The organism is Pseudomonas sp. BIGb0558 (assembly GCF_024807515.1).
GTDB lineage: Bacteria > Pseudomonadota > Gammaproteobacteria > Pseudomonadales > Pseudomonadaceae > Aquipseudomonas > Aquipseudomonas yamanorum_A.
In genome coordinates, this window is record NZ_JANUEW010000031.1 from 1 (window position 1) to 15,655 (window position 15,655).

Annotated in this window: 17 protein-coding genes; 14 read left to right on the plus strand and 3 right to left on the minus strand. The window is 62.4% G+C overall.

Annotation, left to right across the window (positions count from 1 at the left end):
* The first annotated feature begins 388 nt into the window (after positions 1-388).
* The 5 genes from M2400_RS25955 (at position 389) to M2400_RS25975 (ending at position 3,900) form a co-directional block, all read left to right on the plus strand.
* On the plus strand, positions 389-1,537 hold the full coding sequence (locus tag M2400_RS25955) for an amine dehydrogenase large subunit (protein WP_177049016.1): 1,149 nt from the start codon (positions 389-391) through the stop codon (positions 1,535-1,537).
* Between the two features lie 12 nt (positions 1,538-1,549).
* On the plus strand, positions 1,550-2,089 hold the full coding sequence (locus M2400_RS25960; RefSeq protein ID WP_259201365.1) for a MauE/DoxX family redox-associated membrane protein: 540 nt from the start codon (positions 1,550-1,552) through the stop codon (positions 2,087-2,089).
* Between the two features lie 3 nt (positions 2,090-2,092).
* Entirely contained in the window at positions 2,093-2,713 is a 621-nt protein-coding gene (gene mauD / locus M2400_RS25965; RefSeq protein WP_177049014.1) for a methylamine dehydrogenase accessory protein MauD, read from the plus strand.
* Positions 2,714-2,732: 19 nt separating this feature from the next.
* Positions 2,733-3,254, plus strand: a complete 522-nt coding sequence (locus M2400_RS25970) for a methylamine dehydrogenase light chain (protein ID WP_003208877.1) — start codon at positions 2,733-2,735, stop codon at positions 3,252-3,254.
* A gap of 124 nt (positions 3,255-3,378) precedes the next feature.
* Positions 3,379-3,900 carry a cytochrome c gene (locus tag M2400_RS25975; protein ID WP_259201363.1) on the plus strand — a complete coding sequence of 174 codons (522 nt, stop codon included), beginning with the start codon at positions 3,379-3,381 and terminating at the stop codon, positions 3,898-3,900.
* Positions 3,901-3,994: 94 nt separating this feature from the next.
* Here the strand turns inward: M2400_RS25975 and feaR are convergent, their stop codons facing one another.
* The 3 genes from feaR to paaY all read right to left on the minus strand — a co-directional run bounded on the left by feaR (position 3,995) and on the right by paaY (position 6,561).
* A complete protein-coding gene (gene feaR / locus M2400_RS25980) occupies positions 3,995-4,909 on the minus strand; it encodes a transcriptional regulator FeaR (protein WP_177049012.1) in 915 nt (304 codons plus the stop codon).
* 76 nt (positions 4,910-4,985) lie between these two features.
* Positions 4,986-5,909 carry a phenylacetic acid degradation operon negative regulatory protein PaaX gene (gene paaX / locus M2400_RS25985; protein ID WP_010173615.1) on the minus strand — a complete coding sequence of 308 codons (924 nt, stop codon included), beginning with the start codon at positions 5,907-5,909 and terminating at the stop codon, positions 4,986-4,988.
* A gap of 61 nt (positions 5,910-5,970) precedes the next feature.
* A complete protein-coding gene (gene paaY, locus M2400_RS25990) occupies positions 5,971-6,561 on the minus strand; it encodes a phenylacetic acid degradation protein PaaY (protein ID WP_259201362.1) in 591 nt (196 codons plus the stop codon).
* A 361-nt stretch (positions 6,562-6,922) separates the two neighbouring features.
* On the opposite strand from paaY, the gene paaG reads away from it, so the two are divergent.
* The 9 genes from paaG to paaE all read left to right on the plus strand — a co-directional run bounded on the left by paaG (position 6,923) and on the right by paaE (position 15,526).
* Positions 6,923-7,714 carry a 2-(1,2-epoxy-1,2-dihydrophenyl)acetyl-CoA isomerase PaaG gene (paaG, locus tag M2400_RS25995; RefSeq protein ID WP_177049010.1) on the plus strand — a complete coding sequence of 264 codons (792 nt, stop codon included), beginning with the start codon at positions 6,923-6,925 and terminating at the stop codon, positions 7,712-7,714.
* A gap of 14 nt (positions 7,715-7,728) precedes the next feature.
* Positions 7,729-8,178 (plus strand): hydroxyphenylacetyl-CoA thioesterase PaaI, encoded by a 450-nt coding sequence (gene paaI, locus M2400_RS26000; RefSeq protein ID WP_008431049.1) that lies wholly within the window; start codon positions 7,729-7,731, stop codon positions 8,176-8,178.
* On the plus strand, positions 8,171-9,382 hold the full coding sequence (gene pcaF, locus M2400_RS26005; RefSeq protein WP_259201360.1) for a 3-oxoadipyl-CoA thiolase: 1,212 nt from the start codon (positions 8,171-8,173) through the stop codon (positions 9,380-9,382). The genes paaI and pcaF overlap by 8 nt, the downstream gene beginning before the upstream one ends.
* A gap of 101 nt (positions 9,383-9,483) precedes the next feature.
* The gene (gene paaK, locus M2400_RS26010) at positions 9,484-10,809 is read left to right on the plus strand and encodes a phenylacetate--CoA ligase PaaK (RefSeq protein ID WP_259201358.1); all 1,326 of its coding nucleotides are present in this window, start codon (positions 9,484-9,486) and stop codon (positions 10,807-10,809) included.
* Positions 10,810-11,827: 1,018 nt separating this feature from the next.
* Positions 11,828-12,817, plus strand: a complete 990-nt coding sequence (gene paaA / locus M2400_RS26015; protein ID WP_063029019.1) for a 1,2-phenylacetyl-CoA epoxidase subunit PaaA — start codon at positions 11,828-11,830, stop codon at positions 12,815-12,817.
* A gap of 27 nt (positions 12,818-12,844) precedes the next feature.
* Entirely contained in the window at positions 12,845-13,126 is a 282-nt protein-coding gene (gene paaB / locus M2400_RS26020) for a 1,2-phenylacetyl-CoA epoxidase subunit PaaB (RefSeq protein ID WP_003208899.1), read from the plus strand.
* A gap of 8 nt (positions 13,127-13,134) precedes the next feature.
* A complete protein-coding gene (paaC, locus tag M2400_RS26025; protein WP_177079404.1) occupies positions 13,135-13,896 on the plus strand; it encodes a 1,2-phenylacetyl-CoA epoxidase subunit PaaC in 762 nt (253 codons plus the stop codon).
* Entirely contained in the window at positions 13,883-14,416 is a 534-nt protein-coding gene (gene paaD, locus M2400_RS26030) for a 1,2-phenylacetyl-CoA epoxidase subunit PaaD (protein WP_003208903.1), read from the plus strand. Before paaC ends, paaD begins: the two co-directional genes overlap by 14 nt.
* A gap of 33 nt (positions 14,417-14,449) precedes the next feature.
* On the plus strand, positions 14,450-15,526 hold the full coding sequence (gene paaE, locus M2400_RS26035) for a 1,2-phenylacetyl-CoA epoxidase subunit PaaE (RefSeq protein WP_177046537.1): 1,077 nt from the start codon (positions 14,450-14,452) through the stop codon (positions 15,524-15,526).
* The last annotated feature ends 129 nt before the right edge of the window (positions 15,527-15,655 follow it).

Consider the following 15,655-nt stretch of genomic DNA (forward strand, 5'->3'; position numbering starts at 1 on the left):
ACGCTGGCCGAACGCAGGCTTTGGAGCGTGGGTAACCCGGCAGGACGCCGGGTTAGCCGCGCTGGGCCAAGGATGGCCCATCGCGGCGGCCCACGGTCCAAAGCCGGAGTGCGGGCACACCGAGCCCTAGCGAGGTGCCGAGTGGTGGGGCAAGAGCGTTTTGCTTACTTTTGCGCTCTTCAAAAGTGAGCCGCTGTAAGAGCGGAACCATAAGCGGCCATAACAAAAATAACGGATATACACCCCACCCCAAACCATTGGCACAGACACACAACCACTTGGCAGCCACAACAATTCTTGCAATCCCCCCACAAGGCAGAATCCACTTGCAAGAATCTGCCAAAGCACCCGCGATTAGCAAAACACAATAATTCAGGGAGTGCCCCTAATGCGAAGCAACAGGATCAACGTACAGTCAGCGCTGGGTCTGGGCCTGCTTGTACTCGGCTTGAACAGCGCCCAAGCGGACCTACCGCCAGACACCATCGGCCAGACCACCCTGGCCTTCCCGCCGGAAGCCCACCGCGCCTTCGTAGTAGACGTCGAATTCGAAAGCTTCGTCGTAGGCCGCGTCACCGTCGTCGACCCCGACAAAAAACGCGTCCTCGGCATGGTCCCCACAGGCTTCGCCGCCCCCTCGGCCCTGAGCCACGACCAAAAGACCCTGTACAGCGCCGATATCTACTATTCCCGCGGCACCCGTGGCGATCGCACCGACGTGCTCACCGCCTGGGACAGCTCCAGCCTGTCGCCGTCGTGGGAAGTACTGATCCCGAACAAACGCGCCGAATCCCTGACCCAACGCTACGGCCTGAAAACCAGCGGCGACGACCGTTTCGTCTACGTCTACAACTTCACCCCGTCCACCTCGGTCACCGTGGTCGACACCCAGTCCCGCGCCGTCACCGCCGAAATCGCGATCCCCGGCTGCGTGCTCAACTACCCGGTCGGCACCCGCCGTTTCGCCTCCCTGTGCGGCGACGGCAGTCTGCAAGTGGTCACCCTGAATGACCAAGGCCAGGAAACCTCGCGCAACCGCACCCACTTCTTCGACCCCAACGCCGAGAAGCTCAACGAGCGCGCCGTGAACGTGGGCGACACCTACTACTTCACCACCACCACCGGCACCATACGCCCCGTCGACTTCTCCGGCGATGCCCCGAAAATCCTGCCATCGTGGTCACTCACCACCGATGCAGAAAAGAAAACCGGCTGGGCCCCGGGTGGCTGGCAACTGATGGCCGTGGCACCAAAGCTCAACCGTATGTACGTGCTGATGCATGACAACCACGAACCCATGAAGTGGGAAGACCCAAGCACCATCATTTGGGCCTACGACCTCAAGACCCAGAAAAAGATAGCCACCCTGGAAGCCCCGACGCCGGTCTGGAGCATGCAGGCCACCGGCGACGACAAGCCCCTGTTGCTGGGCGCAGACGTCGAAGGCGGCTTGCAGATCTTCGACCTGAAGACCAACAAACTCACCGGTAGCATGGCCAAGGTGGCGAAGACCGCCACCCAGATCATGAGCTACTAAAGAGGTTCGGCCATGCATATCGACCCGATCTTCATCATTGCCAGCGCCCTCGCCATTGCGGTGTTGCTGGCCAGTGCCGCAACCCACGAGTTGCGCGCACCGGCACGTTTCGCCCGGCAACTGGCGGACTACCAGTTGCTGCCCGAGGCATTGACCCGTCCCGGCGCCCGGGTGATCCCGCTACTGGAGTTGGTGATTGCCTTTGCCCTGCTGGTGCCGGCCACTCGTTCCTGGGCAGCCTTCAGTGCCGCCGGCCTGATTGCGCTGTACGCCGCCGCCATCGGCATCAACCTGTGGCGCGGTCGCCGGGACATCGACTGCGGTTGCGCAGGCCCCGACCAGGCGCAGCCGTTGCGGCCGATCCTGCTGCTGCGCAACGGCGCACTGGTGGCCGTGGCCTTGCTGGCCTGCGTGTCGCCGATTGCCCGTGACCTGGGTTTTTTCGACGGTTTCGTCACCGTCGCCGCCAGCGCCGTCGCGCTGCTGATTTACGCCGCCGCCGATGGCTTGCTGGCGAACTCCCCTCTTCTGCTCAAACTGATTGGTAGGTGATCAATGGAAGGCCTGATTGTTTCTAACGTACTGCTGTGGGTCCTGCTGCTGGCGCTGGCGTTCGCCGTGATGGGCCTGGTGCGCCAGATTGGCGTGCTGCACGGGCGCATCGCCCCGGCTGGCGCGCTGATGGTGGACAAGGGCGTGGCGGTGAATGAGCCGGCACCGCAAGTCACTGCTTCCGACCGCAAGGGTCGCCCGGTGAACTTCGGCTATGCCGGTGAGAAGAACCAGTTGCTGTTCTTCCTCTCGCCGACCTGCCCGATCTGCAAGTCCCTGTTGCCAGCGATCAAATCCATCGCCAAGGAACAGGCCGACCGTCTCGATGTGGTGTTTATCAGCGACGGTGACATGGAAGCCCAGCAAGCACTGATCACCGAGCACAAGCTGGACGACGTCACCTACGTGGTCGGTCCGGAAGTCGGCATGACCTACCAGATCGGCAAGCTGCCGTACGCTGCACTGATCGACAAGAGCGGCACCTTGCGCGCCAAGGGCCTGGTCAATTCCCGCGAGCACCTGGACAGCCTGTTCGAAGTCGAACACCTGAAAAGCGCCACGCTGCAGCAATACCTCAACAGCCAGCCGCAGCCCCACGACCACAGCCACGGCCATAGCCACTGATTAAGGCAGGGAGACTCTCATGAAATTGCTGGATCTGTTATTCGAGCGCTCGACCCGTCGCCTGGCCGACACTACGTCACGGCGCAAACTGTTGGCCCGCATGGGTTCGCTGATGGTCGCAGGCGCCGCGTTGCCCCTGCTGCTGCCCCTGGACCGCACCAGCAAGGCGCTGGCCGCCGACAACCCGAAAGCCGGTGACCCAGGCGATCCGAACAGCTGCGACTACTGGCGCTACTGCTCCATCGACGGCTTCCTGTGCAGTTGCTGCGGCGGGTCGGTGACGTCCTGCCCACCGGGCACCGAGGCGTCCCAGGTGACCTGGATCGGCACCTGCCGCAACCCGGCGGATGGCAAGGACTACATCATTTCCTATAACGACTGCTGCGGTAAGCAAAGCTGCGCCCAGTGCGCGTGCACGCGTAACGACAGTGAAGAGCCGGCGTACCGGCCGTTCAACAACAACGATGTGAACTGGTGCCTGGCGGCCAAATCCCACATCTACCACTGCACGGTCTCGATCATTCGCGGCGTCGCGGTTTAACTCACCCTTGTGGCGAGGGAGCTTGCTCCCGCTGGAGTGCGAAGCGCTCCCAAAGATATTGGGGCCGCTGCGCAGCCCAACGGGAGCAAGCTCCCTCGCCACAGGTCAGTGCAAGAGGCTTGTCATGCGTACGTTGTTTTTGCTGAGCTTGATGTGTGTCTTCACCGCCCCGCTCGCCCAGGCCCGGGCGATTCCCAATCCGAACCAGAAGCACGCACCGGGTAATGAGTCGCCGCAAACGCCCATCGCCCAGGCCGGGTACAGCGTGGCGACCAACTATCAGCTGCAGTGTGCCGGCTGCCATTTGGGCAGCGGCATGGGCTCGGCGGCGAACGACACGCCGAGGATGACCGGGTTTGTCGGCAACTTTCTGAAGGTGCCGGGTGGCCGGGCGTTTTTGGTGCGGGTGCCGGGGATGTCGCAGTCGGCGCTGAACGACGGGCAACTGGCGGATCTGCTGAACTGGCTGATGCGCCCGGACGGGATGGCGGGCAAGAGTACGCCGGTGGATTACCAGCCTTATAGCGCTGCGGAAGTGACTGAGTTGCGGCACAAGGCAATGCTCAACCTGCCGGGGACGCGGGCGGGGTTGATCAAGGAGATGCGCGCGCAAGGGATTGCGATCGAAGACGGAATGCCCAACTGAACCCTGTGGGAGCTGGCTTGCCTGCGATAGCGGTGGGTCAGCCAGGAATGGGTAGCTGACACTCCGCTATCGCAGGCAAGCCAGCTCCTACAGTTCAGGCGTGTTGTTTGCGGTACTCACCCGGCGCAATGCCAAACCGCGACTTGAACGCCGTCGAAAAGTAACTCGAATCCGAAAATCCCCACGAGTACCCCAGCACCGAAAGCTTCTCCTCCACCCTGGATTGGCGCAGCGATTCAGCACACAAATCCAGCCGCCGGTTCTTGATGTACCGCGCCACCACCAAACCCTTGCGTGCAAAGATCCGGTACAGCCCGCGCACCGACATTCCCACCTCCCGCGCCAGCCATTCAGGGCACAGTTCTTCGGAGCGAATGTGTTGGTCAATGCACTCCAGGGTCTTGCGAAACACCCGCTCGTGAGCATCACCGACTTCACCCGCCTGGCTGATGGCCGGGCGCAGCAGGTTGATGATCGCTTCCAGCGTCGCCTCGCTTTCCTGCAAGGTCAGGTTGTCTTGCTGGGTGGCCTGCAAAATCAGTTGCCGGGACAGCATCGCCATCGGCGACGTGGCCTCGATGCGGTGCCCGCATTTGACCGGGTTGAAGCGCAAGGTCTGCTCCACCAGGTACGCCGGCAGGATCAACGACAACTGCCGCGAGTTCTCGCTGTAGGTGAAGTCGCTGGGGTGCGCCGCATCGATCAGGGTAATGTCGCCGGCGCGCAACAGCGCCTTGCTGTCGCCCTGGGCCATGCCCGCCGTGCCGTCGAGCTGGAACACGGCAAAGTACTTGCCGCCCTCGCCCGCCGCGATTTGCGTGGGGGTGCGAAACAGCCGCGCCTGGCAGGCGTCGACAAAGCTGAGCTTCAGCGCGCCGCTCTGGTATTCGCGGATCTGCCCGGAAAAACCATCCCCCAGGACTTGCGCATCAAACGCGCCGCAGATCTGATTGATCTGATGGATCCATTGGTCGAACCCATCACAGCGCTGTGCAATTGAAGACATCATGTTCAGGCCTCACGCAGGCTTATTTTTATTCTCTACGCCACATCACTCCACCCGTTCTCCTGAACAGCGTCGCTCCTTATTTCAGGCCTCCGAACCGCCGGTAAAAACTTTCGCCCACGTCCGGCAACGGGCCGTCGGCAGTTTCCAGCGCGCTGTTCAGCCATTCCTCGGCCTTGGCGTAGATCAACCGGTAAATATTGCGGCACAACTGGCGGGCGGCGCGGCCTTCCCAATCGCCGGGAAGCAATTCGTCGGGCAATTGCGGGTCGCGCAGCAGCAGTTTGCGGTATTCATGAATAAGCAGGACCCGTGCCAGGAAACAATCCGCAGGCGCAAGCTGTTCCTGTTCGCGAAGCGCTTGCCAGAGCGGTCGGAACAGTTGGATGAACTCGCTGTAATGGGCCGCCAGTTCCTCGATGTTCCAGCTCTCGCGCACCTGCACTCGCAGGGCTTTGGAGGCCAGTACATCTTGTGCCGTGGTCTCGAAGACGATGGTGTCTTCCTGGGCGCCGAGGTCGAGCAAGGTGGCGTTGACATCGGCGCGGTCGCTGCGCGGGCAGGCCAGCACGGTCGGGGCTATCGCACCAAAACCTTGCCATTCCAGTTCTTCACGCACCTGTTTGCGCTTGTCCTGGGTCAGCTGTGTGAGCATCACCAGGCACCACGAACCATCCCACGCCGGCACGCTGGAGCTGTAGACCCGCTTGAAGGCCTTGTCGAAACGCCGGCGCCCGGCACCGGTCAGGCTGTAGTAGCTGCGGCGCCCGACTTTCTCGGCGGTCAGCCAGCCTTCCTTGGTCAGGCGGAAGATCGAGGTGCGGATCAGCCGTTCGTTGATGCCGATGGGCTCGAGCAACTGGATCAGACTGCCCAGCCACACCGTCCCGCCGTGGGGCTCGATGGCGTCCCCGTACAAGGTAATGATCAAGGAACTGGCGCGAATCGGCGTCTGCTCCTGGAAGCGGGTGATCAGTTGGTTCAGGGGTGTCAGTGACGACATGGGCGTACCGAGGCAAAAAGAGAAAATATACCGTTTTTAGCGGCGTCGGGATGCAGGCGATTCATGTGCCCTTGGGTCGCAGGCCGCTGTCGCTGATCCGTGGCCGGTCGGCTTCAGGCTCGCTCAGGGGGGCGCACTCCTGCATCTGCTCCAGGCAGCGCTGGGCCAGGCGCTGGTATTCGCGGGTGCCGGTTTGCTTCCAGTGCACCTCCTCGTCGCTGAGGTTGCGCTTGACGCTGGCCGGCGTGCCCATCACCAACGACTGCTCGGGGCACTCGAAACCGGCTTTGACAAACGCCGCCGCCGAGACAAAGGAGCGAGCGCCAATGCGCGCGTTGTCCATTACTACGGCATTCATGCCCACCAGCGCATCGGTGCCGATCCGGCAACCGTGCAGCACCGCGCCATGGCCAATGTGGCCGTTGCGCTCCACTACCGTGTCGCTGTCCGGGAAGCCGTGCATCACGCAGGTGTCCTGCAGGTTGGCCCCTTCTTCGAGGACGATACGCCCGAAGTCGCCGCGCAGACTCGCCAGCGGCCCCACATAGCAATGAGGGCCGATGATCACATCGCCGATCAATACCGCCGAGGGATGAACGTAGGCCGTGGGGTCGACCACCGGGGTGAGGCCGTCGAGGCTGTAGCAGGTCATGGAGGATTCCTTTTATGGCGTATTCGCAAAGCGATGCCGATCTTGGCTTATTTTGTATCACATCATTTTATAAGCACAAAGCTGAAAAAGCGTATCGCTTGGATCACCTATCGGCCAAGCAGCCTAAAACGCCCTATATATTCGATTTAAAGCCAATAAAATATGGGATTTATCAGGTGTTTACCGGCCAACAACCTGACCAATCCATTTTCAAACCTTCCAAAACAAGACACACCAAATCAATTTTATCATTGCATTTATGTATCACGTTAAAGCTATACTCCGGCAAAACCGGCAGACCTTGCCGATCCAATAATGAGCCGGCTGACCGCCGAGCGTGCACCGTGAGGGCCTCACGACCATGAACTTCGAACACATCCTGTTTTCCATCGAGGCCGGCGTCGCCCTGCTCAGCCTCAATCGCCCCGACCAGCTCAACAGCTTCAATGCCCAGATGCATGGCGAGGTCCAGCAGGCACTGAAGCTGGTTCAGGAAAACCCCGACGTGCGCGTGCTGCTGCTGACCGGCGAAGGTCGTGGCTTCTGCGCCGGGCAAGACCTCAGCGACCGCAACGTGGCACCCGGCAGCGCGGTGCCGGACCTGGGTGAATCCATCGAGAAGTTCTACAACCCGCTGATCCGCCAACTGCGCGACCTGCCCCTGCCGGTGATCTGCGCGGTGAACGGTGTAGCCGCCGGGGCCGGCGCGAACATACCCCTGGCCTGCGACCTGGTGTTGGCCGCCCGCTCGGCGAGTTTTATCCAGGCGTTCTGCAAGATCGGCCTGATCCCCGACTCCGGCGGCACCTGGACCCTGCCGCGCCTGGTGGGCATGGCCCGCGCCAAGGCCCTGGCCCTGCTGGGCAATCGCCTGAGCGCCGAACAAGCCGAGCAATGGGGCCTGATCTACCGCTGCGTGGACGACGCCGAACTGCGCAACGAAGCCCTGACCCTGGCCCGCCACCTGGCCACCCAACCGACCTACGGCCTGGCGCTGATCAAGCGCAGCCTGAACGCCAGCCTGAGCAACACCTTTGATGAACAGCTGGAGCTGGAGCGCGACCTGCAACGCCTGGCCGGGCGCAGCGAGGATTACCGCGAAGGCGTCGCCGCCTTCATGGAAAAACGCAGCCCAAGCTTCAAGGGCCGCTGAAAGGAGCGCACTGCATGACCAACCATGAAGCCATGAACCTGGCCAACCAATGCGCCCAGGCCATGTTCAGCCGCGACGCCGCAAGCCAGGGCATGGGCATGCGCCTGCTCTCGGTGGCGCCGGGCTGCGCACGCCTGGGCATGAGCGTGCGCGCCGACATGATCCAGGGCCACGGCACCTGCCACGGCGGCTACCTGTTCGCCCTGGCGGACTCGGCCTTCGCCCTCGCCTGCAACAGCTACAACGACGCTACCGTGGCGCTGGGTTGCAGCATCGACTACATCGCCCCGGCACACCTGGGCGACACCTTGAGTGCCGACTGCCGCGAGCAAAGCCGCTCGGGCCGCACCGGCAACTACGACGTCCGTATCGAAAACCAACTGGGCCAGCTGATTGCGCTGTTCCATGGCAAATCCTACAAAGTGCGCGGCACGGTGCTGGCGCAGGAGAATCCGAATGAATGACGCCTTGATCATCGACGCGGTACGCACCCCGATTGGCCGCTACGCAGGCGCCTTGAGCAGCGTGCGCGCCGACGACCTCGGTGCGGTGCCGCTGCGCGAACTGCTGCGCCGCCACCCGCAAGTGGACTGGAGCCGCGTCGACGATGTGATCTACGGCTGCGCCAACCAGGCCGGCGAAGACAACCGCAACGTGGCCCGCATGTCGGCGCTGCTGGCCGGGCTGCCGGTGAGCGTGCCGGGCACCACCCTCAACCGTTTGTGCGGCTCGGGGCTGGACGCCATCGGCAGCGCGGCCCGGGCGATTCGCTGCGGCGAGGCCGGGTTGATGCTGGTGGGCGGTGTGGAATCGATGTCCCGTGCGCCGCTGGTGATGGGCAAGGCCGAGCAGGCGTTTGCCCGCGATGCGCAGCTGTACGACACCACCATCGGCTGGCGTTTCGTCAATCCGCTGATGAAAAAAGCCTACGGGATCGACTCGATGCCGGAGACCGCCGAAAACGTCGCCGAGCAGTTCAACATCTCCCGCGCCGACCAGGATGCATTTGCCCTGCGCAGCCAGCAACGTGCAGCGGCGGCCCAGGCCAGCGGGCGCCTGGCCAAGGAAATCGTCGCGGTGGAAATCCCCCAGCGCAAAGGCCCGGCCAAGGTGGTGGAACACGACGAACACCCACGGGGCGACACCACCCTTGAGCAACTGCAGAAACTCGGCACGCCGTTCCGCGAAGGCGGCAGCATCACCGCCGGCAACGCGTCCGGGGTCAACGACGGCGCCTGCGCCCTGCTGCTGGCCAGCGCCGAAGTTGCCAAGCGTCACGGCCTGGTTGCCCGCGGCCGGGTGGTCGCGATGGCTACCGCCGGCGTAGAGCCACGGATCATGGGCATCGGCCCGGTGCCGGCGACCCGCAAGGTGCTGGAACTGGCCAACCTGAGCCTGGCGGACATGGACGTGATCGAGCTCAACGAAGCCTTCGCCGCCCAGGGCCTGGCGGTGTTGCGCGAACTGGGCCTGGGGGACAACGACCCGCGGGTGAACCCCAACGGCGGCGCCATCGCCCTCGGCCATCCGCTGGGGATGAGCGGCGCACGGCTGGTGACCACCGCCCTGCATGAGCTGGAAGAACGAGGCGGCCGCTACGCCCTGTGCACCATGTGCATCGGCGTGGGCCAGGGCATCGCACTGATCATCGAGCGGTTGTCCGACTAAAGATTCGCGATTCCCGAGGAACCTAGCGGTATCCTTGGGGCATGCACTCAAAGCCCACGGTGTGCGGTGGGCTGATACACAAAAATAATTCGAGTGAACTCATGAACATGCCTATTCCAAACGCCGTGCTTAACCCTGTGCTGGACCCGCTGGAAACCGCCAGCGTCGACCAACTGCGCGCCCATCAACTGGAGCGCCTGCGCTGGAGCCTGCGCCACGCCTACCAGAATGTGCCGCTGTACCGTCAGCGTTTCGACGCGCTGGGGGTGCACCCCGATGACATCAAGTCCCTCGACGACCTGGCCAGATTCCCGTTCACCACCAAGAGCGACCTGCGGGACAGCTACCCCTACGGCATGTTTGCCGTGCCGATGAACGAGGTGGTGCGCCTGCACGCCTCCAGCGGCACCACCGGCAAGCCGACGGTGGTGGGTTACACCCAGAACGACATCGACACCTGGGCCAATGTGGTAGCGCGCTCGATCCGCGCTGCCGGTGGCCGGCGTGGCGACAAGGTGCATATTTCCTATGGCTACGGGCTGTTCACCGGCGGCCTCGGTGCTCACTACGGCGCTGAGCGCCTGGGTTGCACGGTGATTCCGATGTCCGGCGGGCAGACTGAAAAGCAGGTGCAACTGATCAAGGATTTCCAGCCGGACATCATCATGGTCACGCCCTCGTACATGCTGAACATTGCCGATGAAATCGAGCGCCAGGGGATTGATCCGCACAAGTTGGCGTTGCGTTTGGGGATCTTTGGGGCCGAGCCGTGGACTGCTGAGTTGCGCAGTGCCATCGAGGCGCGGCTGGGGATCACTGCGCTGGATATCTACGGGCTCTCGGAAATCATGGGTCCGGGTGTGGCCATGGAGTGTGCGGAGACCAAGGACGGGCCGACGATCTGGGAGGATCACTTCTACCCGGAAATCATCGACCCGGTGACGGGTGAAGTGCTGCCGGATGGGCAGATGGGTGAACTGGTGTTCACCTCCTTGAGCAAGGAGGCGCTGCCGATGATTCGCTATCGCACCCGGGACCTGACGCGGTTGCTGCCGGGGACTGCGCGGCCGATGCGGCGTATCGACAAGATCACCGGGCGTAGTGATGACATGCTGATTATTCGTGGGGTGAATGTGTTTCCCACGCAGATTGAGGAGCAGGCGCTCAAAATAAAACAGCTTTCAGAGTGTTATGAGATACATCTGTATCGTAATGGGAACCTGGACAGCGTTGATGTGCATGTGGAGCTTAAGGCTGAGCATCAGCATCTCAATGATGAGCAGCAGAAAGCTGTGGCCAGTGAGTTGAGCAAGCACATCAAGACGTATATCGGGATCAGCTCGCGTATCGTTTTGCAGCCGCTGCATTCGATCAAGCGGTCTGAGGGCAAGGCTTGCCATGTGATGGACAAGCGCCCTAAAGCATGACTGCTGCACCTTTTTGGCCCCGCATTTGTGGGGCTTTTTTTTGCTCGTTTGGGTGGGGTACATATCCGTTATTTGGGTTGTTTCTGATATGGATTCCGCTCTTACAGCGGCTCACTTTTGAACAGCGCAAAAGTAAGCAAAACGCTCTTGCCCCACCACTCGGCACCTCGCCTAGGCTCGGTGTGCCCGCACTCCGGCATTACTCCGCGGGCCGCCGCGACGGGGCGTCCCTGCCCCGTCGCGGCTAAACCGGCGTCCTGCCGGTTTACCCGCTCCGTAATACCTGCGTTCGGCCAGCGTGGTTTAACGGGGCGCCTAAGATCAAGATCAAAAGCAGATCAACAGCACAGCGGCCTACAGGCCGGCTTGAGTGTGGTGAAGCAAAGGCAACATCAAGATCAAAAGCTACAGCGGGCACGGTCAACTGTAGGAGCTGGCTTGCCTGCGATGGCATCACCTCGGTGTATCTGATGTACCGAGTCGCCTGCATCGCCGGCAAGCCAGCTCCTACAGAAAAGCAGCTCTGCATTCGCATTAGCATCAGTTTCAGATTTGGTTTTCGCTGTGGCTTTTGATCTGGCTTTTAACACTCAGGTCGGCTTTCAGGCCGCCGTGCTGTTGATCTTGATCTTGCTTTTGATCTGACTGCCCCATTCAGCCCGAGGCCGAACGCAGGGATTGAGGAGCGGGTAAACCGGCAGGACGCCGGTTTAGCCGCGACGGGGCAGGGACGCCCCGTCGCGGCGGCCCGCGGAGCAATCCCGGAGTGAGGGAACACCGAGCCTAAGCGAGGTGCCGACAGGCGGGGCAGAGCCCTTTGCTTACTTTGGGGCTTTTCCAAAGTGAGTCGCTGTAAGAGCGAAACCATAAGCCGCCGTTACCGAAGAAACGGATATACACCCCATCCAAAGCGATACAAAACCAAATACCGACACTAAATTTTGTGTTTGATATTAATTTCCGTATCGCTTATAAAGTTCTCCATGCCTACGACAAAACACAAGGCGGGAGACCCCCCATGTACGCACAGCTTGTAGAAACCGGAGTAAAGCGCATCAAGGACCTGTCGGAGATGTCCGACCAGGAGCGCGCCTTCCAGGAAAAGATCGACGCCGAAATCAAGATCGAAGCCAAGAACTGGATGCCCGACGCCTACCGTCAAACGCTGATCCGCCAGATCTCCCAGCACGCCCACTCGGAAATCGTCGGCATGCTGCCCGAAGGCAACTGGGTCACCCGCGCCCCCACCCTCAAACGCAAACTGCAACTGATGGCCAAGATCCAGGACGAAGCCGGCCACGGCCTGTACCTGTACAGCGCCATGGAAACCCTGGGCGCCGACCGCGACGAAGAAATCGCCAAGCTCCACAGCGGCAAGGCCAAGTACTCCAGCATCTTCAACTACCCGACCCTCAACTGGGCCGACATGGGCGCAGTGGGCTGGCTGGTTGACGGTGCCGCCATCGTCAACCAGGTGGTGCTCCAGCGCACCTCCTACGGCCCCTACTCCCGGGCCATGGTGCGCATCTGCAAGGAAGAAAGCTTCCACCAACGCCAAGGCTACGAACTGCTGCTGACCATGATGCGCCAGGGCACCCAGGCGCAAAAAGACATGGTCCAGGACGCAATCAACCGCCTCTGGTGGCCGTCGCTGATGATGTTCGGCCCCAGCGACGAACACTCCCCCAACAGCGCCCAGTCCATGGCCTGGAAGATCAAGCGCCAGAGCAACGACGAACTGCGCCAGCGCTTCATCGACCAGACCATCCCGCAGCTGGAACTGCTGGGCTGCACCTGCCCCGACCCGGACCTGAAGTGGAACCCCGAACGCGGCCATTACGATTTCGGCGAGATCCAGTGGAGCGAGTTCTACGAGGTGCTCAAGGGCAACGGCCCGTGCAACCAGGAACGCGTCGCCACCCGTCGCAAAGCCATTGAAGACGGTGCCTGGGTGCGCGAAGCCGCCGTGGCCCACGCCCGTAAAAAACAGAACAAGAACGCCGCCTGATCGGCCACCTGATGTGGAGTCACCGTTATGTCTGAATGGACCCTGTTTGAAGTTTTCGTGCGCAGCAAGCACGGCCTTAATCACAAGCACGTGGGCAGCGTGCATGCCGCCGACACCACCATGGCCATCGAGAACGCTCGGGAGCTGTACACCCGGCGCAGTGAAGGCGTGAGCCTGTGGGTGGTGCCTTCCGCGCTGATCACCGCCTCGTCTCCGGACGAGAAAGACCCGCTGTTCGACCCGGCCGACGACAAGGTCTACCGCCACGCCAGCTTCTACGAGCTGCCGGCCGAAGTCGGACACATGTGAGGTCGACCATGAACACTAAAACCGATCTGATCGAATACCTGCTGCGCCTCGGCGACAGCGCCCTGATCCAGGGCCAGCGCCTGTGCCAGTGGTGCGGCCACGCGCCGGCGCTGGAAGAAGAGCTGGCACTGATGAACGTCGGCCTCGACCTGGTGGGCCAGGCCCGCAACTGGCTGGAATACGCCGCCGAGCTGCTGGACGACGGGCGCGACGCCGATCACCTGGCCTTCCGCCGGGATGAGCGGGCCTATCGCAACCTGCTGCTGGTAGAGCAACCCAACGGCGACTACGCGGTGACCATTCTCAAGCAATTCCTCTATGACGCCTGGCACTTGCCGGTGTTGAACGGCCTGGCCCAGTCCAGCGACGAACGCATCGCCGGCATCGCGGCCAAGGCCGTCAAGGAAGTCACCTATCACCTGCGCCGCTCCGGCGAGTGGGTGGAGCGCCTGGGGGACGGCACCGAGGAAAGCCACAAACGCATGCTCGCGGCGATCCCCGAGTTGTGGCGGTTCACCGTGGAACTGACCAGCGCCGACGACAGTGAACAGCGCCTGCACGCCGCCGGCATCACGCCGGACACGGCGCAAGTGGCTGCGGCGTGGCAGGCCAAGGTCAGCGAGATCTTCACCAGCGCCACCTTGCCCGTGCCGCCTGCCGCGAGCTATTTCTACCTGGACGCCCGCCGCGGCCTGCACAGCGAGCACCTGGGGATTCTGCTGGCAGAAATGCAATTCCTGCCCCGAGCGTACCCCGATGCAACCTGGTGAGCTGATCGCCAGCGACCAGGGCGCACGGCCGGCGCAACCCACCGACCTGGCCGCGGCGTGGGCCACCCTCGCCCAGGTCATGGACCCGGAAGTGCCGGTGGTGAGCGTGGTCGACCTGGGGATAGTGCGCGACCTGGACTGGCAGGCCGGCCATCTGCATGTGGTGGTCACGCCGACTTACTCCGGCTGCCCCGCCACCGAAGTGATCGAGGGCGATATCCGCGATGCCCTGGAACTGGCCGGTTTTCGTGCGCCGCAACTGGAACGCAAGCTGACCCCGGCCTGGACCACCGACTGGATCACCAGCAGCGGCCGCGAACGCCTGCGGGCCTACGGCATCGCACCGCCCCAAGGCAGTAGCAGCAAGCGCAGCCTGCTCGGCGAAAGCCCGGTGATTGCCTGCCCGCAATGCGGCAGCACCCACACCGAAGTGCTCAGCGAATTCGGCTCCACCGCCTGCAAGGCGCTGCACCGCTGCCGCGACTGCCTGGAACCGTTCGACTATTTCAAGTGCATCTGAGGGGCCAGCGGCCCGCTTGGTTGGAGAACAACAATGAGCAAATTTCATAGCCTGACCATCAAGGATGTGCGCAACGAGACCCGTGACGCGGTGTCCATCGCCTTCGAGATTCCGCAGCACCTGCAAGACAGTTTCCACTTCACCCAGGGCCAGCACCTGGTGATGCGCACCCAGCTGGATGGCGAGGAAGTGCGCCGCTCTTATTCGATCTGCACCGGGGTCAATGACGGTGAACTGCGCATCGCCATCAAGCGCGTGGCCGGAGGGCGGTTCTCGGCGTTTGCCAATGAGCAGCTCAAGGCCGGGCACAGCCTGGAAGTGATGCCGCCCGCCGGGCATTTTCATGTGGACCTGGATCCCGCTCGCCACGGTCATTACCTGGCGGTGGCCGCCGGCAGCGGCATCACGCCGATCCTGTCGATCATCAAGACCACCCTGCAAACCGAGCCCCACAGCCGCGTGACGCTGCTGTACGGCAACCGTTCCAGCTCCGGCGCGCTGTTTCGCGAACAGCTCGAAGACCTGAAAAACCGCTACCTGCAGCGCCTGAACCTGATCTTCGTGTTCAGCCGCGAGCAACAGGATGTCGACCTCTACAACGGCCGTATCAACGCTGACAAATGCGAGCAACTGTTCTCCCGCTGGCTCGACGTAAAAGCCCTCGACGCGGCCTTTATCTGCGGCCCCCAGGAAATGACCGAAACCGTGCGCGACAGCCTCAAGGCCAAGGGCATGGCGCCGGAGCGCATTCACTTCGAACTGTTCGCCGCCGCCGGCAGCCAGCACAAACGCGAGGCTCGTGAAGCGGCGCGGCAAGTGGATGCGGCGGTCAGCCAGATCACCGTGATCAGCGATGGCCGCGCCCTGGCTTTCGACCTGCCCCGCAACAGCCAAAGCATTCTTGACGCGGGCAACGCCCAAGGCGCTGAGCTGCCGTATTCGTGCAAGGCCGGCGTGTGCTCCACCTGCAAATGCAAGGTGATCGAAGGCGAAGTGGAGATGGACAGCAACCACGCCCTGGAGGACTACGAAGTGGCCGCCGGCTATGTGCTGTCGTGCCAGGCGTTCCCGGTCAGCGACAAGGTGGTACTGGATTTCGATCAGCTTTAAGGACACACCGCTCCCCTGTAGGAGCGAGCTTGCTCGCGAAGGTCGTTAACGATGACGCGGGTAGCCTGAATCAACGCGGCGCCCTCAGGTTTTTCGCGAGCAAGCTCGCTCCTACAGGGCGCAGGTTTA

Coding starts and splice junctions, on each gene's coding strand:
- paaA (WP_063029019.1), top strand. CDS start 11,828: ATGTACGCACAGCTTGTAGAAACCGGAGTAAAGCGCATCAAGGACCTG.
- paaK (WP_259201358.1), top strand. CDS start 9,484: ATGAACATGCCTATTCCAAACGCCGTGCTTAACCCTGTGCTGGACCCG.
- M2400_RS25970 (WP_003208877.1), top strand. CDS start 2,733: ATGAAATTGCTGGATCTGTTATTCGAGCGCTCGACCCGTCGCCTGGCC.
- paaE (WP_177046537.1), top strand. CDS start 14,450: ATGAGCAAATTTCATAGCCTGACCATCAAGGATGTGCGCAACGAGACC.
- mauD (WP_177049014.1), top strand. CDS start 2,093: ATGGAAGGCCTGATTGTTTCTAACGTACTGCTGTGGGTCCTGCTGCTG.
- M2400_RS25955 (WP_177049016.1), top strand. CDS start 389: ATGCGAAGCAACAGGATCAACGTACAGTCAGCGCTGGGTCTGGGCCTG.
- M2400_RS25960 (WP_259201365.1), top strand. CDS start 1,550: ATGCATATCGACCCGATCTTCATCATTGCCAGCGCCCTCGCCATTGCG.
- paaY (WP_259201362.1), bottom strand. CDS start 6,561: ATGACCTGCTACAGCCTCGACGGCCTCACCCCGGTGGTCGACCCCACG.
- feaR (WP_177049012.1), bottom strand. CDS start 4,909: ATGATGTCTTCAATTGCACAGCGCTGTGATGGGTTCGACCAATGGATC.
- pcaF (WP_259201360.1), top strand. CDS start 8,171: ATGAATGACGCCTTGATCATCGACGCGGTACGCACCCCGATTGGCCGC.
- paaB (WP_003208899.1), top strand. CDS start 12,845: ATGTCTGAATGGACCCTGTTTGAAGTTTTCGTGCGCAGCAAGCACGGC.
- paaG (WP_177049010.1), top strand. CDS start 6,923: ATGAACTTCGAACACATCCTGTTTTCCATCGAGGCCGGCGTCGCCCTG.
- paaC (WP_177079404.1), top strand. CDS start 13,135: ATGAACACTAAAACCGATCTGATCGAATACCTGCTGCGCCTCGGCGAC.
- paaX (WP_010173615.1), bottom strand. CDS start 5,909: ATGTCGTCACTGACACCCCTGAACCAACTGATCACCCGCTTCCAGGAG.
- paaI (WP_008431049.1), top strand. CDS start 7,729: ATGACCAACCATGAAGCCATGAACCTGGCCAACCAATGCGCCCAGGCC.
- paaD (WP_003208903.1), top strand. CDS start 13,883: ATGCAACCTGGTGAGCTGATCGCCAGCGACCAGGGCGCACGGCCGGCG.
- M2400_RS25975 (WP_259201363.1), top strand. CDS start 3,379: ATGCGTACGTTGTTTTTGCTGAGCTTGATGTGTGTCTTCACCGCCCCG.